At 33.9% G+C, this 23,072-nt stretch carries 21 protein-coding genes and 1 riboswitch; of the genes, 11 read left to right on the forward strand and 10 right to left on the reverse strand.

The genetic code is table 11. From position 1 onward, the window contains the following. The first annotated feature begins 251 nt into the window (after positions 1 to 251). Positions 252 to 1,283 (forward strand): maltose operon transcriptional repressor MalR, encoded by a 1,032-nt coding sequence (malR, locus tag ACFWDE_RS13320; protein WP_377892803.1) that lies wholly within the window; start codon positions 252 to 254, stop codon positions 1,281 to 1,283. A gap of 4 nt (positions 1,284 to 1,287) precedes the next feature. Here the strand turns inward: malR and ACFWDE_RS13325 are convergent, their stop codons facing one another. Then, a complete protein-coding gene (locus ACFWDE_RS13325; RefSeq protein ID WP_377892805.1) occupies positions 1,288 to 2,451 on the reverse strand; it encodes an aminotransferase A in 1,164 nt (387 codons plus the stop codon). 242 nt (positions 2,452 to 2,693) lie between these two features. After that, positions 2,694 to 2,894, reverse strand: coding sequence for a hypothetical protein (locus ACFWDE_RS13330; protein WP_000929276.1), 201 nt, complete (start codon positions 2,892 to 2,894; stop codon positions 2,694 to 2,696). A gap of 309 nt (positions 2,895 to 3,203) precedes the next feature. Between ACFWDE_RS13330 and ACFWDE_RS13335 the strand changes: the two genes are divergently transcribed. Further along, entirely contained in the window at positions 3,204 to 4,478 is a 1,275-nt protein-coding gene (locus ACFWDE_RS13335; protein ID WP_377892807.1) for an ATP-binding protein, read from the forward strand. A 59-nt stretch (positions 4,479 to 4,537) separates the two neighbouring features. On the opposite strand, the gene ACFWDE_RS13340 is transcribed toward ACFWDE_RS13335, so the two are convergent. Beyond that, positions 4,538 to 5,281, reverse strand: coding sequence for a DUF3967 domain-containing protein (locus ACFWDE_RS13340; RefSeq protein WP_377892809.1), 744 nt, complete (start codon positions 5,279 to 5,281; stop codon positions 4,538 to 4,540). A gap of 236 nt (positions 5,282 to 5,517) precedes the next feature. Between ACFWDE_RS13340 and nucA the strand changes: the two genes are divergently transcribed. Further along, complete coding sequence (nucA, locus tag ACFWDE_RS13345) at positions 5,518 to 5,952, forward strand: DNA-entry nuclease (protein ID WP_002014817.1); 435 nt, start codon at positions 5,518 to 5,520, stop codon at positions 5,950 to 5,952. A gap of 39 nt (positions 5,953 to 5,991) precedes the next feature. After that, entirely contained in the window at positions 5,992 to 6,381 is a 390-nt protein-coding gene (gene comJ, locus ACFWDE_RS13350) for a competence protein ComJ (protein WP_219919867.1), read from the forward strand. A 40-nt stretch (positions 6,382 to 6,421) separates the two neighbouring features. Here the strand turns inward: comJ and metE are convergent, their stop codons facing one another. The 3 genes from metE to ACFWDE_RS13365 all read right to left on the reverse strand — a co-directional run bounded on the left by metE (position 6,422) and on the right by ACFWDE_RS13365 (position 11,420). Then, complete coding sequence (gene metE / locus ACFWDE_RS13355) at positions 6,422 to 8,710, reverse strand: 5-methyltetrahydropteroyltriglutamate--homocysteine S-methyltransferase (RefSeq protein ID WP_377892811.1); 2,289 nt, start codon at positions 8,708 to 8,710, stop codon at positions 6,422 to 6,424. A 130-nt stretch (positions 8,711 to 8,840) separates the two neighbouring features. Then, positions 8,841 to 9,028: riboswitch (cobalamin riboswitch) on the reverse strand. A 201-nt stretch (positions 9,029 to 9,229) separates the two neighbouring features. Then, positions 9,230 to 9,787 carry a PadR family transcriptional regulator gene (locus tag ACFWDE_RS13360; protein ID WP_377892812.1) on the reverse strand — a complete coding sequence of 186 codons (558 nt, stop codon included), beginning with the start codon at positions 9,785 to 9,787 and terminating at the stop codon, positions 9,230 to 9,232. A 91-nt stretch (positions 9,788 to 9,878) separates the two neighbouring features. Then, positions 9,879 to 11,420: an MDR family MFS transporter gene (locus ACFWDE_RS13365; protein ID WP_002145976.1), complete on the reverse strand. Its 1,542-nt coding sequence runs from the start codon at positions 11,418 to 11,420 to the stop codon at positions 9,879 to 9,881. Between the two features lie 460 nt (positions 11,421 to 11,880). Between ACFWDE_RS13365 and ACFWDE_RS13370 the strand changes: the two genes are divergently transcribed. Continuing rightward, on the forward strand, positions 11,881 to 12,381 hold the full coding sequence (locus tag ACFWDE_RS13370; protein ID WP_002111526.1) for a hypothetical protein: 501 nt from the start codon (positions 11,881 to 11,883) through the stop codon (positions 12,379 to 12,381). A 31-nt stretch (positions 12,382 to 12,412) separates the two neighbouring features. Here the strand turns inward: ACFWDE_RS13370 and ACFWDE_RS13375 are convergent, their stop codons facing one another. Further along, the gene (locus tag ACFWDE_RS13375; RefSeq protein ID WP_002111524.1) at positions 12,413 to 12,646 is read right to left on the reverse strand and encodes an SPP1 phage holin family protein; all 234 of its coding nucleotides are present in this window, start codon (positions 12,644 to 12,646) and stop codon (positions 12,413 to 12,415) included. 164 nt (positions 12,647 to 12,810) lie between these two features. Here ACFWDE_RS13375 and ACFWDE_RS13380 point away from each other — a divergent pair, with 164 nt between their 5' ends. Then, on the forward strand, positions 12,811 to 13,464 hold the full coding sequence (locus ACFWDE_RS13380) for a diguanylate cyclase domain-containing protein (RefSeq protein WP_377892814.1): 654 nt from the start codon (positions 12,811 to 12,813) through the stop codon (positions 13,462 to 13,464). 553 nt (positions 13,465 to 14,017) lie between these two features. Then, a complete protein-coding gene (locus tag ACFWDE_RS13385; protein WP_002145981.1) occupies positions 14,018 to 14,680 on the forward strand; it encodes a YkyA family protein in 663 nt (220 codons plus the stop codon). A 31-nt stretch (positions 14,681 to 14,711) separates the two neighbouring features. On the opposite strand, the gene ACFWDE_RS13390 is transcribed toward ACFWDE_RS13385, so the two are convergent. Beyond that, on the reverse strand, positions 14,712 to 15,170 hold the full coding sequence (locus tag ACFWDE_RS13390) for a YkyB family protein (RefSeq protein ID WP_002066920.1): 459 nt from the start codon (positions 15,168 to 15,170) through the stop codon (positions 14,712 to 14,714). A gap of 141 nt (positions 15,171 to 15,311) precedes the next feature. On the opposite strand from ACFWDE_RS13390, the gene ACFWDE_RS13395 reads away from it, so the two are divergent. Next, the gene (locus tag ACFWDE_RS13395; RefSeq protein WP_377892817.1) at positions 15,312 to 16,886 is read left to right on the forward strand and encodes a Ppx/GppA phosphatase family protein; all 1,575 of its coding nucleotides are present in this window, start codon (positions 15,312 to 15,314) and stop codon (positions 16,884 to 16,886) included. A 108-nt stretch (positions 16,887 to 16,994) separates the two neighbouring features. After that, positions 16,995 to 19,103 carry a polyphosphate kinase gene (locus ACFWDE_RS13400; protein WP_002160668.1) on the forward strand — a complete coding sequence of 703 codons (2,109 nt, stop codon included), beginning with the start codon at positions 16,995 to 16,997 and terminating at the stop codon, positions 19,101 to 19,103. A 166-nt stretch (positions 19,104 to 19,269) separates the two neighbouring features. Here the strand turns inward: ACFWDE_RS13400 and ACFWDE_RS13405 are convergent, their stop codons facing one another. Together ACFWDE_RS13405 and ACFWDE_RS13410 are read right to left on the reverse strand one after the other, a co-directional pair. Further along, a complete protein-coding gene (locus tag ACFWDE_RS13405) occupies positions 19,270 to 19,506 on the reverse strand; it encodes a hypothetical protein (RefSeq protein ID WP_002145984.1) in 237 nt (78 codons plus the stop codon). A 97-nt stretch (positions 19,507 to 19,603) separates the two neighbouring features. After that, entirely contained in the window at positions 19,604 to 20,461 is an 858-nt protein-coding gene (locus tag ACFWDE_RS13410) for a metallophosphoesterase (RefSeq protein ID WP_002145985.1), read from the reverse strand. A gap of 194 nt (positions 20,462 to 20,655) precedes the next feature. On the opposite strand from ACFWDE_RS13410, the gene fadH reads away from it, so the two are divergent. Then, positions 20,656 to 21,420: a 2,4-dienoyl-CoA reductase gene (gene fadH, locus ACFWDE_RS13415; protein ID WP_377892819.1), complete on the forward strand. Its 765-nt coding sequence runs from the start codon at positions 20,656 to 20,658 to the stop codon at positions 21,418 to 21,420. A gap of 254 nt (positions 21,421 to 21,674) precedes the next feature. Further along, positions 21,675 to 22,892 carry an EAL domain-containing protein gene (locus ACFWDE_RS13420; protein WP_377892820.1) on the forward strand — a complete coding sequence of 406 codons (1,218 nt, stop codon included), beginning with the start codon at positions 21,675 to 21,677 and terminating at the stop codon, positions 22,890 to 22,892. The last annotated feature ends 180 nt before the right edge of the window (positions 22,893 to 23,072 follow it).

The following is a 23,072-nucleotide window of genomic DNA, read 5'->3' on the forward strand; positions in this document are numbered from 1 at the left end:
ATCTCCCTATAAAAAATTTGTAGGGAGATGAAAAGAGATTTGACATCACATGCGAAAAGATGTGAAATAAATAGTATATTATAGTATAGGAAAATAAAGCTATATCCCTTACAATACATGGAGAGGGAGAAGATAATAATTTTTGCAAGATAGAACGAAGTGATGAAAGTTTGCGGTTTCTCCTATTACTTGCAACGATTGCAAGATAACAATATATGAAATATGGCAGAGAAGTGAGAGGGGGGATTTTTATGACAGTTACAATTAAAGATGTGGCGAAGAAGGCAAATGTTGCACCATCGACAGTTTCCCGTGTAATTGCTGATAATCCAAGTATAAGTGAAAAGACAAAGCGCCGTGTTCGAAAAGTGATGAGTGAACTAGGCTATCACCCAAATTTAAATGCAAGAAACCTTGCAAATCAAACAACGAAAACGCTTGGGCTCGTTATGCCGAGCTCAGCAAGTAAAGCTTTTCAAAATCCGTTTTTCCCGGAAGTTATAAGAGGAATTAGCTCATTTGCACATATGGAAGGGTATGCGCTTTATATGTCGACAGGTGAAACGGAAGACGAAATTTTTAATGGTGTTGTAAAAATGGTACAAGGGCGTCAAATTGGTGGAATTATTCTTTTATATTCAAGAGAAAATGACCGGATTATTCAGTATTTGCATAATCAAAAATTCCCGTTTGTATTGATTGGAAAACCATATGATCGAAAAGATGAAATTACATATGTAGATAATGACAATTATACAGCAGCAAGAGAAGTAGCGGAATATTTGATTTCATTAGGCCATAAACAAATCGCGTTCATCGGCGGTGGATCAGATTTACTTGTAACGAGAGATCGTTTGGCAGGTATGAGTGATGCTTTAAAACTAGCAGATATTATATTACCGAAAGAGTATATTTTACACTTTGATTTTTCAAGAGAGAGTGGTCAACAGGCTGTTGAGGAATTAATGGGACTAAAGCAACCACCGACGGCAATTATGGCAACGGATGATTTAATTGGACTTGGCGTGTTAAGTGCGCTTTCTAAAAAAGGATTTGTTGTACCGAAAGATGTTTCTATTGTAAGTTTTAACAATGCTTTATTATCAGAAATTGCTAGTCCACCGCTTTCAACAGTTGATGTGAATATTTATCAATTAGGGTATGAAGCGGCAAAAGCTTTAGTTGATAAGGTAGAGCATTCTGAGTCTACTTCAAAATGCATTATTATTCCGCATAAATTATTGAAGCGTCAAACTTGTGATCAGTATAAAACAAAAAGCTAAGAGTTTAACTCTTAGCTTTTTGCTTTAGAAAGGCTTCTAAACGGTCGCAGCCTTCTTTTAAAGTTTCCATACTATAAGCATAGGAAAGGCGAAGGTAGCCTTCACCATATTCAGAAAATGCCGTTCCAGGAACGACGGCCAGCCCAGCTTCTTTTACAAGATTAAGTGCAAAATCAAATGATGAAGATGTTAAGTTTCCGACATATGGGAATAAATAAAATGCACCCGTTGGCTTCTCGACTGTTAAGTCCATTTGAATGAGTCTATTATATACGTAATCACGGCGCTTTTTATATTGATGACGCATCATCTTAGGTGCATCTTTAGCAGCTGTTAACGCTTCAATTGCAGCATGTTGGGCGATTGAATTAGCGCATGTCACATTATATTGATGAACTTTTAAAATATGCTTTGCTAAATAATTAGGAGCAAATAAAAATCCAATACGCCATCCTGTCATAGAATGTGATTTGGCTAAGCCATTAATGACAATAGTCTTCTCACGCATTTCTGGGAATTGAGCAATAGATGTGTGTTGCCCTCCATATACTAGTTCGCTATAAATTTCATCAGAAAGAACGAAAATATTTTTATCTTTTAAGACAGATACAATATCTTGTAATTCTTCTTTTGATAGGGTAACACCAGTTGGATTAGAAGGATACGGCAAAACGACGCATCTTGTTCGTTCTGTAATTGCATTTTGCAATGCTTCAGCTGTTAAACGAAATCCAGTTTCACGAACATCTATAAAAATAGGCGTTGCACCGCATAGTCGAATAATAGGCTCGTAGCCTGGATAAATAGGAGCAGGTAAAATTACTTCCGTTCCTGGTTCTAAAATAGTTCGGAATGCAACATCAATCGCTTCACTAGCGCCGATTGTAACAATGGTTTCGTTTTCAGGTGAATAGTGTAAATCGTAATTATCTTTTACAAAGTTACAAGCCGCCTCACGTAATTCTAATAAACCAGCGTTGTGTGTATAGCTTGTATAATTTTCTGTAATGGCCCGTTTAGCAGCTTCTTTTACTAAAGAAGGTGTAGGGAAGTCGGGTTGCCCAATTGTTAAAGAGATGAGATTATCATAGTTTTGAATCATGTTAGAGAACTGACGGATTCCAGAAATTTGGATGTCCTTCACTCTAGGATTAATGAATTGTTCCATTGTATCTCCCTTTCTTCCGTTTGAAAATTAAGTTCATTTTATCATATTTTTAACTATTACGCTTTGTTTATAAAATTTCCCCCGCTATTTGTGAAAGATAAGAATCGTATCTTAAAATTCAGTGGAAGTAAGAAATTATGTGAGGATTCAAATGTCCATAAGAGTATAAGCTGTGTGAGTTAATTAAAGTTTCACTCCATTTGTTTAAGCATAAACAAAAAAAAGCCGCTGCAAGCGACTTTTTAATAACCGTATTCCCAATCTATTTCATCTTCGTTCCAAAGTACGGAAGATACTTTGCCAAGATGGACAACGGATTCATTTACAGCACATGTACAGTCTTCGTCCCCTGCTTTATGTTGCAATTCTTCGTATACTGATTTTTCAACGTTTTCTAGCACAACCAAATTTTCTTCTTTTAAAACAAGCGTAGTACCCGCCATATTTATCTTCCTCCTACTAAAGTAATGATCACTTATTTGTAAACATAGATAGTATGGATTATATGCTGTATTTTGCGATAGTTGTCCGTCTAGTGAAGTGTTTTTTATTTTCTTTGTAATCCGTATTCATTGTATACTGCACGAAGGAAATTTGGTACAGGGTTTACAATCATTTCGGAAATTTGTAACATTTATTATTAGTTGTTAACAAATAATTAACAAAAATGTTAAGAAAAATCAAAATTTTAAAACAAATATACTTATAAAATGATATAATCATATCAAAATACATATAGGGGATGAGAGGCTATGGAGCTGATTCGTGATTTAATGATCCAAATTGCCATCATTATTTTACCACTATTTTTATATGAAGCGATTCGTTTAAATCGTTATCAAGAAATGCTTCCGAAGCCTAATCGCTACTTTATTATGTTTTTATCTAGCGTTACACTCGTTCTCTCCATGACATACTCTATTTGTTTTGGTACTGTTTGCGGATACAATTTTCATCCAATCCCAATTGTTAGTGGTTTTTTATATGGTGGGATTGTTGGACTCATCCCTGCCATTATTTTTGTTGCATATGAATGGATTTTTAAGGGGCTCAGTTGGTTGCCTATCGTAGAAGTTATATTTCTTTCGATAATTCCATTGTTTTTGTCAAAGAAATGGTCTCTGTTTTCAAGAGATAAGAAGCTAATATTAGCTTTTATGATTGCATCATTTTATGTTCTTGTTTCATTAGTAGTCGGGATGTTGAATGTCCTTTTAGAAACAGGTTTTACACCGTACATATCTAATCTATATAGTGGGTATATATTTGCATCACTTATTATGGTTATGACAATGGTATTTCAAGTGTATTTGACTGAGTATTTAAATGAAAATGCATTATTGCGTACAGAAATGCAAAAATCAGAAAAACTTAATATTGTTAGTGAGTTAGCTGCAAGTGTTGCACATGAAGTTCGAAACCCTCTCACTGTTGTACGAGGGTTTATTCAATTGCTAGAGAGTACGGAAGAGGTAAAAAACAAAGATTATATGCGTCTCGTATTAGCTGAACTGGATCGTGCTGAACAGATTATTTCAGATTATTTAAATTTAGCAAGGCCTCAAATTGAAAAAAAAGAACATATTTGTTTATCAGCACAATTAATTGAAATGACAACTCTTATGTCATCATTTGCAGCGATGCAGGGCGTTTATTTGCAAGTTGAGATTTCTGAGAGCCTTTATACTATCGGCGATAAGACGAAATTGAAGCAAGCTATTATGAATGTTGTTAAAAACGGTATTGAAGCAATTCAAGGAAACAAAGGGTATTTAAAAGTAACAGCTATTCAAAAAGATGAAATGATAATAATAAGAGTTAAAGATAGTGGTGTTGGAATGACAAAAGAACAGTTAGTAAGGCTTGGACAACCGTATTATTCTTTAAAAGAAAAAGGAACAGGATTAGGTCTTATGGTAACATTTAGTATTTTACAAGCGCATAATGGTACATTGGAATATAAAAGTGAAAGCGGAAAAGGAACTGAAGCTATTATTATATTGCCAGCTGTACGATATAAGGAATAAAAGTTACCGGTAGAAGGTAACTTTTTATTTTATCTTGCATTAGAAAAATATACGAAATTTCATTCATTTATTTTATCTTGTTTTGTTCGAACGAATAAACTTTTAAATGATTGAAAGAAGCTTTGCTCTTTTGAAGCGGCGACTAATTTTTTTGTTTCTTGAATTTCGCGAATAACTTGCATAAGTTGTGCATCGCGGTTGCTATCTTTATTGTAAATTTGATTGACAAGTTTATTCATTTTTTCTTCTTGTTTGGATTCTCGCTTATACATATGATTCATTAATAAGTCCATCTTTTCTTTTTGGAGTGCATCTGTTTCGGCGGCATGAACAACTAGCTCTTGTAACATTTTTTCCTGAGAGCCTTCTTTTACATAAACTTGTTGCATTAGTTCATCTAATTTCTCGTCTTTTAAACGATTTTGTGTAATGAGAGTAGAGTTTTGATGAATAATTGCTTCATTTAATTGAGCAAGCATTTCAAGTTTTAACATGAACTCCTCAAAGTTACGTCCATCTTCTTTCGGTTGTATCTCTTGTTTATCTTGAATAACAGGTACAGGTGGGGCCTCTCTTTCTTTTAAAATAATAGGTATTGTTTCTGAAATGTCTTCTTGTAATGTAGCAGCTCTTTCATGTATAGATTTCAATAGTTTTAAATCATCCAATTTATAAATACGAGCATCAGCTGTTTTGGAAATGATATAACCGTGTTCCTCTAAGAGTTGGCTATATTTTCGGACTATATGTTTTGGGATACCTGTTTTATTTGTAACATCTTTCGTTTTATAAATAGCTTCCATGATAGTTCCTCCCCAAAAAGTATCGTATATATCATTTCAATCTTTTATGAGGACTTCCTTTGAAAAAGAATGTCGGAAGGTTATTAGTTTTCTACAGCATTAGTGAAAAGATGAGGAAAAATGAATGTTTTTGGCGAAATGGAGAGGAAGAGCTAAAATAATGTCTGAAAACATACGTAGAAGAAGTTTGTTATAATAACTGAGGAAAAGAAATTGGTAGGAACACGGAGGTACACATGAAGCAATTTAAAGGTATTATCATTTCAATTATTGCAATTCTTTCTCTTTTGGTAGCGGTATATGAAGTACTTGTGCCAGAGGAGACAAGTACTAAAAAAACAACTACGTATGATCAAATTCTAGAGTTCCCGAAAGAACGATATCCAGAGACCGGGAAACATATAACGGATGCTATAAAAGAAGGGCATTCAGAAATGTGCACAATTGATCGTAATGGTGCAGCGGATAGAAGGAAATTATCGTTAGCGCCATATCCGACGAAGAAAGGTTATGATCGTGATGAATGGCCGATGGCGATGTGTAAGGAAGGCGGAAAAGGAGCCCATATTGAATATATAAGTCCAGCAGATAACCGCGGTGCAGGTTCTTGGGTAGGGAATAAGCTAGACAAATATCCAGATGGTACGCGTGTGAAATTTGAAGTGAAATAGTAATTGGCATACATTTCATAGTGGAGGAGAGGGGTAGTTATGGAATTAACAATTTCATATTCGCAATTAATGATAATGAATTATGATGGTCAGCAGCCTTATGTAGATTGGACTCCTGAAGATTTTGAAAGAGGCTATGCTGAGGTGGATGGAGCTATTATTTTTGAAGCAATCTCTGACTATACTTGTGAAGTAGAAGTTACTTGCGGAAATCATATTGAGAAAGAAGAAGTGGTTAGAACGATATCAGTTCCTTTCACAGTGAAGAATGAAGAAGTATATATAACAAGTATTCTTTCTAATAAATTTCATATTCCTATTCCGAACGGGGAATATATGGTAGTCTTGCAGGCAACTCCTCTTGAAGAGCCAACAGACGATGAATTGTATAAAGTACAATACGACTTCTATTTTGAGAGTGTAGAATAAAAAAACGTGTTATCCTTTTTGAAGGATAACACGTTTTTTATTATGCGTTTGTTTTTAGGAGAGAACGAGCGTCTTTTGCTGCCTGAACCATGTGCTCTAAAGCAGGTATAACTTCCTCAGTTCTTCGTGTTTTTAAACCACAGTCTGGATTAATCCAGAAATATTTAGGATCACATACTTGTAAAGATTGTTCTACGATTGTGAACATTTCATCTTTACTTGGGACACGTGGGCTATGAATATCATATACACCTAGACCAATTCCTTTTTCATATGTTGTATGTTTTAATGTATTAATAAATTCTCCATGGCTTCTTGATGTTTCGATAGAAATAACATCTGCATCTAACGCGCGAATTGCATCTACAATATCTTCGAAGTTACTGTAACACATATGAGTATGAATTTGTGTTTCATTTTCTACAGAAGATGTTGCTAAAAGGAATGATTGAACTGCCCATGTAATGTATGCATCCCAATCTTTTTCTTTTAACGGCATACCTTCACGAAGTGCAGGCTCATCGACTTGGATCACTCTAATTCCGGAAGATTCAAGTAATTCAATTTCATGACGAAGTGCTAATGCAATTTGATATGAAACTTCTTTTCTTGCAATATCGTTTCGAACGAATGACCAATTTAAAATAGTGACAGGTCCAGTTAGCATACCTTTTACTACTTTCTCTGTTAAGCTTTGTGCATATACAGTTTCTTTAATAGTCATTCCACTTATAAAGGCAACATCACCATAAATAACAGGTGGTTTTACGCAGCGAGAACCGTATGATTGTACCCATCCGTTTTTAGTAAAGGAGAAACCAGCAAGTCTTTCTCCAAAATACTCCACCATGTCAGTTCTTTCGAATTCACCATGTACTAGTACATCAAGACCAATATCTTCTTGGTAACGAATCCACTTTGCAGTTTCTTTTTCAATGAATTGATTATATTGTTCATTTGTAATATCGCCGTTACGCCACTGTTTACGTGTTTGACGAACTTCAGATGTTTGTGGGAAGCTACCGATAGTTGTTGTTGGTAACAACGGTAATTGTAAAGCTACTTGCTGTAGTTCATATCGTTTTTCAAATGGAAGAGGACGTGAGAAATCATCTTCTTTAAGTGATGTACGTGCCACTTTTACATCTTCACGATTACGTGCAGCTGATGAGCGGATTGCATGATGTGCATTGCGATATGTTGTCAAATCGCTACTGATGCTTTCTACACCTTTAGTAAGAGCAGAATGGATAAGGACTAATTCTTCTAATTTTTGATTAGCAAATGCAAGTGCATCAAATAATTCAGTTGCTAATTGCGTTTCTCCCGTTTTATCAATTGGAGTATGCAATAAGCTACAAGAAGGTTGAACAATTAAACCTTTTGCTATGATTTGATTTTGTAATGTTGTAAATAAAGAAAGTACATCATCAAGATCAGCTCTCCAAATGTTACGGCCATCTATACAACCGATAGCTAAAATTTTATCAGCTGGGAATCCATATTTTGAAATAGCATTTACATTACCTTCTTTGCCATGAACAAAGTCTAATCCAATACCAGAAACAGGGAATGTAATGATTTCTTCATAGTTCTCTTCTACACTATCAAAATATGTTTGTAGAAGAAGATTAGCATTCGGAACTTCTTTATGAATAGCTTCGTAAAGTTCTTTCGCTTGATTAATTTCATCTTTTGTTAAGGATGCAAAGATTGGTTCGTCAACTTGAATAATTTGTGCTCCAGCTGCGTGCAATTCAGAGAATAATTGTACATAAGGTGCAACTAGCTCTTTTAAAATAGTGGGAAATTGCTCTTCGTTATAACCTTTTGCTAGTTTTAGGAATGTATAAGGTCCTAAAATAACTGGTTTTCCATCAACGCCTAACTCTTTTTTCGCTTCTTCATATAAACGAAGAGGGCGATTGTCTTTTAAAGAGATTTGTAATCCTTCTTCATATTCAGGAACAATGTAATGATAGTTTGTGTTAAACCATTTTGTCATTTCAGAAGCAACGTGATCTTTAGAGCCGCGTGCCATTGCAAAATATACATCAAGGTAAGAGGTAAACTCTGAAAAACGTGACGGGATGAATCCTAACATGTAGGCCGTATCCAGAACGTGGTCATAATATGTAAAATCGCCAACTGGAATTAATTCAATTCCTTTTTCTTGCTGTACTTTGACGTGTTGAAGGCGAATTTCTTTCATTGTCGTTAAAAATTGTTCTTCATCAATTTTATTGGACCAAAAAGCTTCCAATGTTTTTTTCCACTCTCGTTGTAGTCCGATACGTGGATAACCTAAGTTACTTGTTTGAATTGCCATTTTAAATTCCTCCCTAATTGAAAGTAAGCATTTCCGTTTACTCGGAAATACCTATAACAAAAAGCATAAAGGCATAGAAAAATAAGCCTTCCTTTTTGTTTTTAACACCTCATCATCATCCGTGAGTCTATCAGTGTTGTTAAAACAGGCAGGTCTCCTGACTTATGCTTTATATAATTTCTTTCACCTTCCCGTTTTCACAGTGGCACCAAAAAGAAATCTCGGCATTTACAGTGGCGGGACCGTGTTGGAGTTTCACCAAGCTTCCCTTTTAAACACGAAACGAAATTTCCGTGTACCTATTTTCCTTTTGAAAGGAATTTAACAAGCGATATGATATTGAAACAAATTCTAACACAATTTTTTGAATTTTGTCCACTGTTTTAAAATAAGAAAATTCTAAAGTTTTTTATTAATTATTATTTTAATGTTCTGATTATTATAAGTGGAGAAAAGGTGTGAGAATTGAAATAAATTGTGGTTAAGTTTCCAAAGAAGAGGGCTATCTTCTTCGGAAACTTAACCTTCATCAATATCAATTTCTGAAAGACGTCCTGCCACTGCATCTGTAAGGAGGGTGTTTAACCATTGTAATTCAACGGTAATATGCTCAATAACGCTTTGTAAAATGTATAGTTGTGCACGTGGAATGTTCCCTTTGCTACAATCGTATATAGTTTGCATTTTATGTAAATATTGAACGGTATCATTTTTCTTTTTTTCTAAAATAGGAACTAACTCTCGATCATCACCAAAATGAGCAAAAGAGAGTGCTGAATAGATCGGTTTATATATTTCGTTTTTTGCTTCGAACTGTTTTAATAGTAACGTGTGAAATAGCCGTTTACCTTCTTCTGTTATATGAAAGATTGTTTTATCTGGCCTATTCGTATCTCGAACAATAGTTGTAATGCGAATTGCGCCTTGCTTTTCTAATTGCTCGAAGGCGTAGTACAGTGATCCTTTTGCGTATTTAATATAACAATCCATGTGTCGTTCTTTCATAATGTGCTGCACTTCATATGGATGTTTATCTCCTTCGAGTAGCAAGCCGAGAATGACTAATTTCATACTCATGCTGTCTCAACTCCTGTATATAGAAACTTTATACATATTATAAACGGCATATCCTTTTTCATAAAGGGATATGCCGTTTCTTTTTTCTATACTAACTTACTTTCTTTTGTTTTTGTTTCGTTTTTGGTCCTGTGAAGAGGCGCTCATTTCCCATAAGTAAAATACAAATAATACTTAGTACGGCCGGAATAAGTGCCCAGAAGAACGTATTAGCAATAGATGTTGCAAGAGCCTCCTTAATGCCGCTCAGTACTTCAGGAGGTAGCTTTTCAGTAGCATTTGGTGATAATAAAAAGCTTGTGTCTCCACCTTTAGGAGCCATTTTTGCTAGTTCAGGAGGGAAGACTGCTTTTAATTTATCAGTGAAAACATGATTTTGAATTGTACCGAAAATCGTTACACCAAGAGTCATACCGAGTGAACGGAAGAATGAATTTGTTGATGTAGCAGAACCGCGATCTCTCATTTCTAGTTTGTGAATAGATGCCATACTTAAAACTGAGAAGGAGAATCCAACTCCAAGTCCAGCAAGCACCATAAACATTGTTACGAGTGTACGAGGTGTTTCCATTGTTAAAGTACTTAGTAAATAAATACCAAGAACGAAGAAAACTCCAGATACTATCATGATGTTACGATAACTTGTTCGTGAAGCTAACTGTCCACCAGTTTGACTTCCAATTACAGATCCTACCATCATAGGTGTCAAAATTAATCCAGCATTTGAGGCTGAACCACCGAGAACACCTTGAACGAAGATTGGAATATAAACTGTACAGATGATAAAAGCTGCGCCATAGAAAAAGGCAACACCTTGGCTAGCTGCAAATAAAGGTTTTTTAAATAAATGGAAAGAAATAATAGGCTCGGTTGCGTTTCTTTCTACGAAGAAGAAAATAATAAGCATAATAATAACAGTTGAAAATAAACCAATAATCACATTAGAGTTCCATGCATATTCCTTACCACCAAGTTCTAGGGCAAACATTAAGCAAATGATACTAATGACAAGTGTAATGGCACCAGCCCAGTCAATTTTTTGTTTTCTATATTCTAGAGACTCGTTATAGTATTTAGTAATGAAGAAGAAGGAAATAAGTCCTAATGGAATATTAATATAGAAGACCCAGTGCCAACTTATATAATCTGTAATGTAAGCACCTAACAAAGGTCCGAAAACACTAGATGTTCCGAAAACAGCACCAAATAGTCCGGTCATTTTCCCGCGTTTTTCAGGCGGGAATATATCATACATAATTGTAAATGCGATAGGCATAAGAGCTCCGCCACCAATTCCTTGAATGGCTCTATAAATACTTAATTGTTCAATACTTGATGCTGTCCCGCAAAGTGCAGAACCGAATAAGAAAAGAATTAGTCCGCCAATATAAAAGCGTTTCCGCCCGTACATATCAGAAAGCTTACCGAATATAGGCATTCCGGCCATTGTTGCTACCATGTAGGCAGATGTGACCCAAACGAATTTGTCGAACCCTCCTAAGTCTCCGACAATCGTTGCCATCGCAGTTGCGACGATTGTGTTATCCATTGCTGCCATTAGAATACCAAGTAGTAAACCAGCAACAACAAATTTTGTTTTACTTGAATCTTTTTTTGAAAGTTGTGCTTCCAAATATAGCCCTCCTTTAATGAAAATTAAACTAACTTAAGTTTTTTAGTGCAATGCGTACAAACTTTATGTACAGTTTGTATCGTTCCCTCTTCATTTATAAAAAATTGCATTGACATGATATAAAGGATGGAAATCATAAATTATATTATAGTCAAATTTGACTAAAAGGTAAATGTTTTCTTAAGCCAAAGTATTTTATTATATTGACGAAAAGAGAGAGTAAGAATTTATTTTTTTATGTAGTTAAGGAAGGAAATTGTAAAAAAATATTTAATAAAGAATAACCTGTGTCAACCTATTAAAAATGGTTTTTTCTTTATATTGTCGAATAGGATAAAAGGAAAAGAAAAATTTAAAATGTTTTGTAACAAGCTCAATATTTTTTCTTAGTGTAGTTTATTGCATCGAGAGGCAGAATAAAGTTGTATAGATGATACATCTGGAATGAGGTGAATATATTATGAAAATATGGAAACGAATTTCGGATCAAGGAAGGTATTCTATACCGTTACAGCCGGTTTTGTGGATTGATGGTTCTAAAAAGGACACGGAAGCATCTAATGTAGCAGTCACATTGCAAATCCGTAGTATGTATAAAGAAAAATTTTCATATGAGATGATCTATGATGTTAATGACATACTAATTATTCGACTTGAAGTTGAAAACAAAGGCGTTGAAATGATTTCGCGAGTAGTTGTAAGTCATATGATTCGTGATTATTTCGCGTATATCCCAAACTCTTTAAAAGCAGATAAGGGAATAAGTGAGTTTTTATTTCAGCTTGTAAGGTGGCGAATCGATAATCTATCGCCGAGTGAAAGGGTAGAATTAATTTGTCAAATAAAAGCAAATAAAGATAAAGCTCCTCCCAATTCATTATTTCAGGCTACATATACATTTCAATATAAAGGAGTATCATATGGACCGCTACAAACAAATGAAGTGGTTGTCAGAAAATGATAAGAAGGAACCTGTGCGAAAGGTTCCTTTTTTAATGAAGATTGTGCTTCTTGAGTAATTTCTTTTGTTCCACTCCTTTTTTTCCAACATAGTTATTTTTGTATCCAAAATATAGAATGAATAGAAATGAAATAACATTTACTAGAGCGTCAATTTGATCGTTTGTAATGAAGTTTATTCCGAAAGAGTTAAATAGTAATTTTAATGATAATAAAAAGCCAGCTAGTAAGCGCATAATATCTGATAGATTTTCTTTTTGAAGCATATAGGTCACTCCTTTCTAAAAACGATATATAGTATATATATGAAATAAAATAGAAAAGGTATACGAGCTTAAGTAGAAATGTACATGGAATATGTACATTTTTTATTTTGTAGAAAAACATTATTGTTATAGAAGCATATATTGGTATAGAAGGGAGGGGAAGTATGAAATATAAAGGGAAAATAAGTGGATTACTACTTGGGAACACAGTTGCGGTTACAGAATGGATTGCACTTCAGGATGTAATTGCTAAGCTAGATTCGCGATCATTTTTTACCGTCTTTATTATTTATATATTGCAAATGATACTAAGCTATTATTTTGGACATTGGTACGATAAAAGAGCGAATGCGCGTGTAAATATTGAAGTAGGAGGAATGACAAATAACGATTTTGTCGTTGATTTTTTTGAGAAAGTAGCTGCTTTATCAGAAAGAGATTCTCGTAATATTACAGTGTATATTCTTTCCGTAAAAGAATGGGATGTATTAAAAGACACAGTGCAAGAAAAAAAGTTAGATGAGCTAGTCCAAAGAGTAGAACGTACAATTGTAAAGACAGTTCGAAAAGGCGATGCAGTTACGAGGTGGGATGAAAATAAATATGTTATCGTAGCTGTTGATAATGGCTATGAAAAGTCAACAATAACAAATCGATTAATCAAAAATATTCAAAATGAAATAGCGAATGATTTATTAAGTGCCACACTATTATTTGGGGCTGCAAGTTATCCGATAGAAGGGAAAACTTTTGAAGATTTGTTTAGAAAGGCACAAAATCAATTGTATAATTATAGAAACTTGCAAAGTCATGAATGAAACTTTGATTTGAAGAAGTATGATATAAAGAATTTTTTGTAACATTTTTTTGTCTTTTGTTACAAGAAAACTTTTTTTTGTAACAAAAGTCTTTAAAAATATATGAAATCAGCATATAATTGTCTGTGGATGTGTCAATGCATTTTGCACAATGCGTTTCATTTTAAAAGTGTAGAGGAAAGCATGCTCTACACTTTTCCTTTTTAAGAAATTAAAAGAATCTTTGTAAGAGTTGCGAGGTCACCTTTGCACTATGTAAAATGGACAAAGAGGTTATTTGATAGAAAGTGAGAAAGGGAATGATAGACGTGAGAGGTCAACGATCATCTTTTATCAGGTGAAACATTATAGTGTTTCTTGCAGTAGGTAAGATTAAGGTAAATGCCTTTATGTTTTAAGATATTACATAATTTCAAGTGCGAAAATTGTACAAGCAGTATAAATAATTATTGATGATCTTCGTAAAAAAGATGCGAGCGTGAAATAGATAAAGAAGTTACATGTTTTTCATGGAATTTTTGGCGCGATGGTCGTTTATTAATAGGAGGAAAAGATGTTGAAATATAATAAATTAGCAATTGTAACTGCATTATCAATGACTTTACTAGCTGGTTGTTTCGGCCCAAAACCAGAAGAGGAGCTATATGTTGCATTTGAAAATGCTGCCAAGCAAGAAAAAACAATGTTTGAAGATGCGAAAAAATTAGAGTCATTAGAGAAAGAGGGGCAAGTATTATATAATCAAATTGTCCAAGAAGGAAAAGATAATAATCAGGCTGTTAAGGATAAGCTTGATCAAGCAGTGAAAAATACAGCTGAACGAGAAAAAGTTCTTATTAAAGAAAAAGAGGCTTTAAATAAAGCGCAAGAAGAAGTGAAGTCAGCTGATAAGCATGTGAAGAAAATTGAAGATAATAAATTAAAAGACCAGGCGGATAAAGTAAAGAGTACTTATGAGAAACGACATGATTCATTCCAAAAGATGTACGATAGCTATAATAAATCTTTAAAGCAAGAAAAAGAATTATATGCAATGCTACAAGATAAAGGTACAAAATTAAAAGATATTAGCGAGAAAGTAAAGTTAGTAAACCAAGCATATAAAGATATTGAGACAGAAAAAGATAAGTTTAATGAATATACGAAATCATATAATACAGAAAAAGTTGCATTCTATAAACAAGCGAATATTAAAATTAAGGAAGATAAAAAATAAAACAGTTTGGCCTAATATGGGCCAAACTGTTTTATTTTTTTGTATAGGTACGGCTATACCATGGAACTGCTTCGCTTAATTTTTTTTCTTGTTTTAATGCTTCAGGACCAATATAATCTTGAAGTGTTTTTTTTGCTATTGTTAAAGATAAGGTTGTTTTCGGATTTCGATAGGAGGATTCAAGGTGACCAAGATGCGGTAGGGTGCGAAAATCATCTTTCGTAGGAGGGATATGGAAAAAATAATCACCTAAACGTATAAGAACATCGGATTGTTGTTGACTAAAACGTGGGTTTCTAGAAAAATGTAATCCTTCTTTGATAGCCTTTTTTTCAGTAATTAAGCGTTCTAAAGCAGTCTTTTTTAACCAATATAAGTACTTAGGATTAGTTGCAGCTTTAGCATGACGATTCACAACGAAAATAGATTGAGCTAGTCTATTAATAGAATGTTGATTATGTAATTGAGATTGGGGTTGTGAAGGTTTCATATTTAATCTCCTTTCAAGTTTTCCTTATTATAGCATAAATAAAATGGGTTTTTATTATATGCAAAAAGTAATTGTATATATTTTCAATATTAAAGCAATATTGTTACAAAAAACAACTATTTTGTATAATAGTGATAGAATATGTTTCAGAAATTTGATAATGAAAGAGTGAGAAGTTTGAAAGAAATATTAAAACTACAATATGCCATTATAGACATTGGTTCTAATACAATGCGCTTAGTTATTTATGAAAAACAAAGCGGGGGTTTTTATAAAGAGATTGAAAATATGAAAGTGGTCGCTAGGTTAAGAAATTATTTAGTAAATGGTGTATTAAGTGAAGAAGGAATAGAAGTATTATTACAAACATTATTTCAATTTCAAGAAAGTACACGATTCCATAAGTTACATCATGTACTTTGCGTTGCAACGGCAACAATTAGACAGGCTGAGAATCAAGATGAAATTAAAAAACTTGTTGAAGGGCAAACAGATTTTACTCTTAGAGTTTTATCAGAATATGAAGAAGCACGTTACGGTTATTTAGCAGTTATGAATTCCACTTCATTTTCAGAAGGAATTACAGTTGATATTGGTGGGGGGAGTACAGAAGTTACATACTTTCGAAATAGAGAAATTTTAGAATATCATAGCTTTCCTTTTGGAGCACTTTCTTTAAAGCAACAATTTATTCAAGGTGATATTCCTACTACAGAAGAGTTAGAGGAAATAAAAAACTATTTATGGTATCAATTTCGAACGCTACCATGGTTAATCGATAAAGAATTACCCCTTATCGCAATTGGGGGGAGTGCAAGGAATATGGTGAAAATCCATCAAAATTTAATTTGTTATCCTATAGCTGGATTACATTTATACAAAATGAAAGAAGAAGATCTTAAACATGTAAAAGAGGAATTAAAAGAATTGTCGTTCATAGAGCTTCAAAAGATGGAGGGGTTAGCAAAAGATCGAGCAGATACAATTATTCCAGCAGTCGAAGTCTTTCATATGCTTGTTAACGTTATAGAGGCACCGGCATTTATATTGAGTAAAAAAGGATTAAGAGAAGGTGTTTTTTATGAAGAATTAACGAAAGACTTGGGGATTTCGTACTATCCGAACGTAGTAGAAGAAAGTTTATATTTATTATCATATGAGTACGAAATGGATATGGAATTTGTAATTCAACTTATTAAACAAGGAACATTGATTTGTAAACAACTTGAAGGAGTAGGACTTATTTCTATGTCGGAAAAAGACTGGGAAATATTCCATCAAGCGGCGAAAGTATTTAATATAGGGAAGTACATTGATGAAGAAGCGAGCCGCTTACATACGTTTTATTTACTAGCGAATAAAACAATTGATGGCATGATGCATAAAGATCGAGTTAGATTAGCACTTATTGCTTCATACAAATCAAAAATGTTATTTAAACAACATTTAGCCCCATTTGAAGGATGGTTTGATAAAAGTGAACAAAAAAAAATCCGGTTATTAGGAGCTGTTTTGCAATTTTCAGCCGCTTTAAATGTGAGACAAAGAGCGCTTGTTGAAACGATATCTATAACAGAAAGTAAAGAAGGATTAACATTTAGAATTGTATGCGAGCAATCGGCATTAGCGGAAAAAGTGCAAGCTGAAAAACAAAAAAAGCAGCTAGAAAGAGTATTGAAAACGAATATTAACTTATTATTCGAATCAGAATGTTAAGTTGTACGGATGTCTTTACGAAAAATTAACACTTTGGAATATTATAATTTGATAAAATAAAAGTAACTAAATTATAGTGAAAAAGTTTCAAAGGGAAGTGTGAAGAGAATGGAATTGCTAAAGGGGAATTTAGTAAATTTAAATGATACAGCGTATTATAATAACCGCGAGTTGAGCTGGTTAGCTTTTAATGAACGTGTACTACAAGAAGCGCAAGATGAAAATAATCCACTTTTAGAAAGATTAAAGTTTATTAGTATTTTTAGTTCAAATTTAGATGAATTTTTTATGGTGCGCGTAGCAGGTTTGAAAGATCAAGTAAGTGCTGGATTTAATCAGCCAGAAAATAAAGCAGGTTTAACACCGAAGAAACAGTTAAATAAGATTGCGATAAAAGCGCATGACTTAATGACTGTACAGTATGATACGTTTAAAGGTTACGTATTGCCAGCGCTTGAACTAGAGGGGATTGAGCGTCTAACATTCCATGATTTGACGAAAGAGCAGAGGGAATTTATCGAAGAGTATTTTGATGAACAAATCTTTCCAGTGTTAACTCCTGTAGCTATTGATGCGTATCGTCCATTTCCCATGTTATTAAATAAAAGCTTGAATTTAGCTACTATTTTATACGATGAGAAGCAGGCAGAGGAAGAAAATCGCACGAAGTTAGGAATTGTCCAAGTGCCTTCTTTACTGGAGCGTTTCATATTTTTACCGAGTGAAGGGCAAAAACATAAATTTATTTTATTAGAAGATGTAATTAGTGGTTTTACTCATAAATTATTCACAGGATATAACGTATCACCTGTTACTCGTTTCCGTATTACACGTAATGCGGATTTAACAATCCATGAAGAGGGTGCACGCGATTTATTAAAAGTAATTGAAAAAGAATTGAAAAAGCGTAAGTGGGGAGCTGCCGTTCGTTTAGAAGTTGGTAAAGAACACATTGATGAAAGAGTGTTAGCGTTATTGTATGAGGTGTTGGAAGTAAAAGATGAAGATGTGTACATGATGGATGGACCGTTAGATTTAACATGTTTATTCTCCTTATATAAAAAATTAGCGCCTTTATATGAACATCTAGTATATCCGGCTCTTATTCCTCAACCTCCTCAAGATTTAGGTGATGAGGAAGATGTATTTGAAAAAGCGATAGAACATGATATTTTATTACACCATCCCTTTGAGTCGTTTCAGCCAGTCGTTGATTTTGTCCGTGATGCGGCAGATGACTCGAATGTACTTGCAATCAAACAAACATTATATCGTGTAAGTGGAGATTCTCCAATAATTCAGGCGTTGAAGGTAGCAGCTGAAAAAGGAAAACAAGTGACGGTATTGGTTGAGCTAAAGGCGAGGTTTGATGAAGAGAATAATGTTAATTGGGCTAAAGAATTGGAACAGGCCGGATGTCACGTTATTTACGGAGTAAGTCACTTGAAAACGCATAGTAAAATTACGTTAGTTGTAAGAAGAAGAAACGGAAAAATTGAAAGGTTTGTACATCTTGGAACCGGAAATTATAATGATGCAACAGCGAAGTTGTATACCGATTTTGGATATATTACATCGCGAAAAGACTTTGGTGTAGATGCAACAAATTTCTTTAATTATTTGAGTGGTTATACAAAAAAACCGCATTTTCATCATTTATCTGTTGCCCCGTTTGATATAAGAGAGCAGTTTATGGAGTTAATAGATGAGGAAATTCGTTACCATAGACAATATGGAAATGGATATATTATCGCTAAGATGAATTCGTTAACAGATAAACCGTTAATAAAAAAAATGTATGAAGCATCGCAAGCTGGGGTAAGGATAGAGCTCATCGTTAGAGGGACATGTTGTTTAAGACCTGGTATTCCAAATGTAAGTGAAAATATTCGTGTAGTTAGTGTTGTGGGAAGATATTTAGAACATAGCCGTATTTATTATTTCCATCATAATGGAGATGAAAAAATATATTTATCTTCAGCTGATTTGATGACGCGAAATATGGAAAAACGAGTAGAAATATCCTTCCCGATTTTAGATATTGAAATGAAAGCGAGAATAAAGGCAATTTTACAGCTGATTTTAGCTGATAATGTGAAAACACGTGAACAAAATAAAGATGGTGACTATTATTATATAATTAATAGTAGTATAGAAGAAATTGATAGCCAAGTGAATTTATTTAAGATGGCGTACCAAAATACAGATGCTGAATAATAGAGAAAAAGTAAAAACCTCTTAATCGAAATTAAGAGGTTTTTATTTTTTTCTCTACTCATTCTTCCATAAATGGAAGAATGAGTAGAGAGAATAGTTTTTTATTATAGGCGTGTGATAAATCGGTTCGTTGATAGAAAAACATCAGAAGAATCGTTGTTTTAAATTAATAATAGTATGGTTGTTGACAAGGCCCTCCGTAACAAGGAAAGGGTGCTGGTGGTGGGAAAGGCGGTGGATATGGCGGATAAAACGGTCTAGGGCCGAAAGCTAATGCTCCACCGAGTAACCCTCCAGCAATTCCAGCTAGAAATGGAACACCGAAAAATGGAAAGAAGCGTGAGTCGCCTGCTGGGCCAATAGATGCTGAACGAACTGGGATTGGTTGATAATATGGATACATGAACAAACCTCCTTTACTGGACTCATTTTTATCATATGGTGGACCAAGCGTGGATGAGCGCGTACAAGAAAGGATATGTAAGAAAATAGGCGAATTGTTACGAATGTTGTAGGATGAAGAGTGTAATTTCAGGTTTTGACATAAAGCGGAATGGGACACGTGTTCTTCCAATACCTCGATTGACATAAAGAGTCAAACCTTGAATGTTATAGAAACCTTCAATATATTCTTTTGCAAGCGACGGGGTAATAATAGCACCTAAAAAAGGGATTTGTACTTGTCCGCCATGGCTATGACCAGAAAGTTGAAGATTGATTGGATATGTTGCGATTTGTGGCGCGATATCTGGTTCGTGAACGAGAACAATTGTATAAATATTTTGTTTTGCATGTTGTAAAGTTTCCGCTATTTTTGGTTTACCTAGTAGCATATCATCGAGTCCGAAAATAGAAATTTCACTATTATCCAGTAAACGAATTCGCTTTTCGCTATTGTGCAAAAGTTCAAATCCAGATTCGCGCATGATGTGGTCATAGTATTCAGTTCCATATCCACCATGGTCGTGGTTACCATAAATAGAAAATTTACCGAAGGGTGCCTGTATATTCTTTAAAATGGATGCAACAAAAGGAGCCTCGGTATATGTTTGGTAATTATCAATGAGATCACCAGTAAAAAGGACAATATCTGGCTTTTCAGCATTAATCTTGGAAACGATTTGAGATAAATGTTGGAGAGAGAAATAGTATCCTAGATGTAAATCGCTAAATTGAAGGATTTTCATACCATGAAAACCTTTTGGTATGAGCTGTGATTTAAGTGTGTGTTGCGTAAAAGAAAGCAAATAGGGCTCTATATATTTAGCATAATAATAGCCGATACTAGCGGTTATAAATGAATATAGACAAGTGCGTATTCCAGATTTTAAAAAATTTCTTCTTGTAATTTTCTTCATATACAGGTTACTCGAATCTCCCTTCAGTTTTTTGGAAATATATTTTAGACACTAAAAAAGTAGTATAGATTACGAAAAAATGAACGAAAAGAAACCCCTTTACGTTAAAATATCAGAAAAATTGAAAAATATAAAGATTTCTATCAAATAAAGTGATAAAATGAATGTGTATTCATTTTTTGGAGGGGATGTATGTGAAAGCGAAGGTAGTTATTATAACAGGTGGATCAAGTGGAATGGGAAAAGGGATGGCGACACGTTTTGCGAAAGAAGGGGCACGAGTTGTTATTACAGGGCGTACAAAAGAAAAGCTAGAAGAAGCAAAGTTAGAAATTGAACAGTTTCCAGGGCAAGTATTATCTGTACAAATGGATGTACGAAATACTGATGATATTCAAAAAATGATTGAACATATTGATGAGAAGTTTGGACGAATTGATATTTTAATAAATAATGCAGCCGGAAACTTTATTTGTCCAGCAGAGGACTTATCTGTGAATGGCTGGAATTCGGTAATTAATATTGTATTAAATGGTACATTTTATTGCAGTCAGGCTGTCGGTAAATATTGGATTGAGAAAGGTATAAAAGGAAATATTATTAACATGGTGGCAACATATGCATGGGATGCAGGTCCAGGGGTTATCCATTCGGCAGCAGCTAAAGCTGGTGTATTAGCAATGACAAAAACTCTTGCTGTTGAGTGGGGACGTAAATATGGGATACGAGTTAACGCTATCGCACCAGGACCAATTGAACGTACAGGTGGTGCCGATAAATTATGGATTTCAGAAGAAATGGCTAAGCGTACAATACAAAGTGTCCCACTTGGTAGGCTGGGGACACCAGAAGAAATTGCGGGTCTAGCTTATTATTTATGTTCAGATGAAGCTGCATACATAAATGGAACTTGTATGACAATGGATGGTGGCCAGCATTTGCACCAATATCCATTTTAAAAGGGCTGGAAAATGAATGATTTATTATTTTTTCTTCGGTGAAATGTGACGAAGTTGTGACATGTGAGAGAAATGTGTTTACAAAGGGGAATATATACGTTATATTTAAGACCTCTTTTTTCTTCATAGTAGAATTGCTAATTCCCCTTAGCATTTTACCCCTCTAATCCCTTCAGGAAAACTGAAGGGATTTTTTATTATTTTTCCGTAAATATCGTGTTATAATTTTTGAAAAGTAAAGGGAGGGAAGCACGTTGATAGATGCATTAGATGTAATGAGTAACTTGGATAAAGTCCTTCCTTATTATCAAGCTATTTTTAGTGCTGATGAGCATACAGTAATTGGATATGAAGTTGTAGGACGTATTCAAACAGAAGAGGGCATACAAAGTTTAGCATCTTTCTTCCATGATGATTCTATTCCGAGTGAGTTCCAACTTGAAGCGGATAACACCATTGTAGAAAAAGCGTTAAATAGGTATTTAGAAACGGATCAAAAATTATTATTATTTATACATCGGAATGCTAATGTATTAATGAATGATGAAGATGAAAGTTTACTTCAACTTTTGCTGATGTATGAAGAACAAGGTTTGAACTTACAACGCATTGTTCTAGAAATAACAGAACATGAATGTAAAGAAGATATAGAACAATTTAATCATTTACTGATGTATTATCGTACATATGGTATTCAAATTTCGATTAATAAAGTCGGAACGGGTACAAGTAATTTAGAGCGTATTAGCGTGTTAGCACCGGATATTTTAAAAGTAGATTTAACAAATTTAAGGCAAACTGCACTTTTACAATCTTATCAAGATATTTTATATTCCTTATCTTTACTTGCTAGAAGAATTGGTGCGACATTGTTATATGAAGAAATTGATGCTTTTTATCAACTACAATATGCTTGGAAAAACGGTGGTAGATATTATCAAGGTAATTATTTGAAAGAATGTTTACCTGATTTTATTGAAACGAATGTTTTAAAAGAGCGACTTGGTAATGAATGTCATCAATTTATTCTGCATGAGAAGAAGAAGTTGCAAAAAATTTATAATTTAACAGAGATGTTACGTGATCGAATTGGTGATGTTCTGTCAAAACAAAAAAAGAATGAAGATATAAATGATTGGTTATTACAATTTAGCCAAAGCATATCACAATATAGTTTTCGGATATTTATTTGTAATGAAGATGGTTTTCAACAATCTGGTAATATTATGAAAAAAGATGGTGAATGGATCATTATGCCAGAGTATTATATGAAGAACTGGAGTTGGCGCCCGTATTTTCTAGAAAATATAATGAAAATGCGTTTTGAGAATAAGGCAAGACTTTCAGATTTATATGCTGATATCGAAACTGGTGAAATGGTACGAACATTTTCATTCCCGATTGATGATGAAAACTTTTTATTTATAGATTTATCGTATGAATATTTATATGAGGAAGATGTTTTATTTTAATGCGCGAAGAGATTCGTGCATTTTTTTTGTTTGTTTTTATCATAAATTGGTAATAGTGAAAATGATGATGAAAATGCTGTCTATCGTTGTAAAGATTTTACGAACGAAATCATCCCTTTCTTTGCATAATCATTGTTACAATGAATACTACAAAGACAAGCTCTTTTAAAAGGAAGGTGA

This window comes from Bacillus sp. NPDC060175 (genome assembly GCF_042728695.1).
Taxonomy (GTDB): domain Bacteria; phylum Bacillota; class Bacilli; order Bacillales; family Bacillaceae_G; genus Bacillus_A.

Excerpts from the sequence above, each read along its gene's own strand:
- ACFWDE_RS13330 (WP_000929276.1), bottom strand. The coding sequence starts at position 2,894 with ATGGCGGGTACTACGCTTGTTTTAAAAGAAGAAAATTTGGTTGTGCTA.
- ACFWDE_RS13390 (WP_002066920.1), bottom strand. The coding sequence starts at position 15,170 with ATGAAACCTTCACAACCCCAATCTCAATTACATAATCAACATTCTATT.
- ACFWDE_RS13325 (WP_377892805.1), bottom strand. The coding sequence starts at position 2,451 with ATGGAACAATTCATTAATCCTAGAGTGAAGGACATCCAAATTTCTGGA.
- ACFWDE_RS13335 (WP_377892807.1), top strand. The coding sequence starts at position 3,204 with ATGGAGCTGATTCGTGATTTAATGATCCAAATTGCCATCATTATTTTA.
- ACFWDE_RS13360 (WP_377892812.1), bottom strand. The coding sequence starts at position 9,787 with ATGAGTATGAAATTAGTCATTCTCGGCTTGCTACTCGAAGGAGATAAA.
- malR (WP_377892803.1), top strand. The coding sequence starts at position 252 with ATGACAGTTACAATTAAAGATGTGGCGAAGAAGGCAAATGTTGCACCA.
- ACFWDE_RS13370 (WP_002111526.1), top strand. The coding sequence starts at position 11,881 with ATGAAAATATGGAAACGAATTTCGGATCAAGGAAGGTATTCTATACCG.
- nucA (WP_002014817.1), top strand. The coding sequence starts at position 5,518 with ATGAAGCAATTTAAAGGTATTATCATTTCAATTATTGCAATTCTTTCT.
- ACFWDE_RS13380 (WP_377892814.1), top strand. The coding sequence starts at position 12,811 with ATGAAATATAAAGGGAAAATAAGTGGATTACTACTTGGGAACACAGTT.
- ACFWDE_RS13395 (WP_377892817.1), top strand. The coding sequence starts at position 15,312 with ATGTTTCAGAAATTTGATAATGAAAGAGTGAGAAGTTTGAAAGAAATA.
- ACFWDE_RS13340 (WP_377892809.1), bottom strand. The coding sequence starts at position 5,281 with ATGGAAGCTATTTATAAAACGAAAGATGTTACAAATAAAACAGGTATC.
- ACFWDE_RS13405 (WP_002145984.1), bottom strand. The coding sequence starts at position 19,506 with ATGTATCCATATTATCAACCAATCCCAGTTCGTTCAGCATCTATTGGC.
- comJ (WP_219919867.1), top strand. The coding sequence starts at position 5,992 with ATGGAATTAACAATTTCATATTCGCAATTAATGATAATGAATTATGAT.
- ACFWDE_RS13410 (WP_002145985.1), bottom strand. The coding sequence starts at position 20,461 with ATGAAGAAAATTACAAGAAGAAATTTTTTAAAATCTGGAATACGCACT.
- ACFWDE_RS13375 (WP_002111524.1), bottom strand. The coding sequence starts at position 12,646 with ATGCTTCAAAAAGAAAATCTATCAGATATTATGCGCTTACTAGCTGGC.
- ACFWDE_RS13400 (WP_002160668.1), top strand. The coding sequence starts at position 16,995 with ATGGAATTGCTAAAGGGGAATTTAGTAAATTTAAATGATACAGCGTAT.
- ACFWDE_RS13385 (WP_002145981.1), top strand. The coding sequence starts at position 14,018 with ATGTTGAAATATAATAAATTAGCAATTGTAACTGCATTATCAATGACT.
- metE (WP_377892811.1), bottom strand. The coding sequence starts at position 8,710 with ATGGCAATTCAAACAAGTAACTTAGGTTATCCACGTATCGGACTACAA.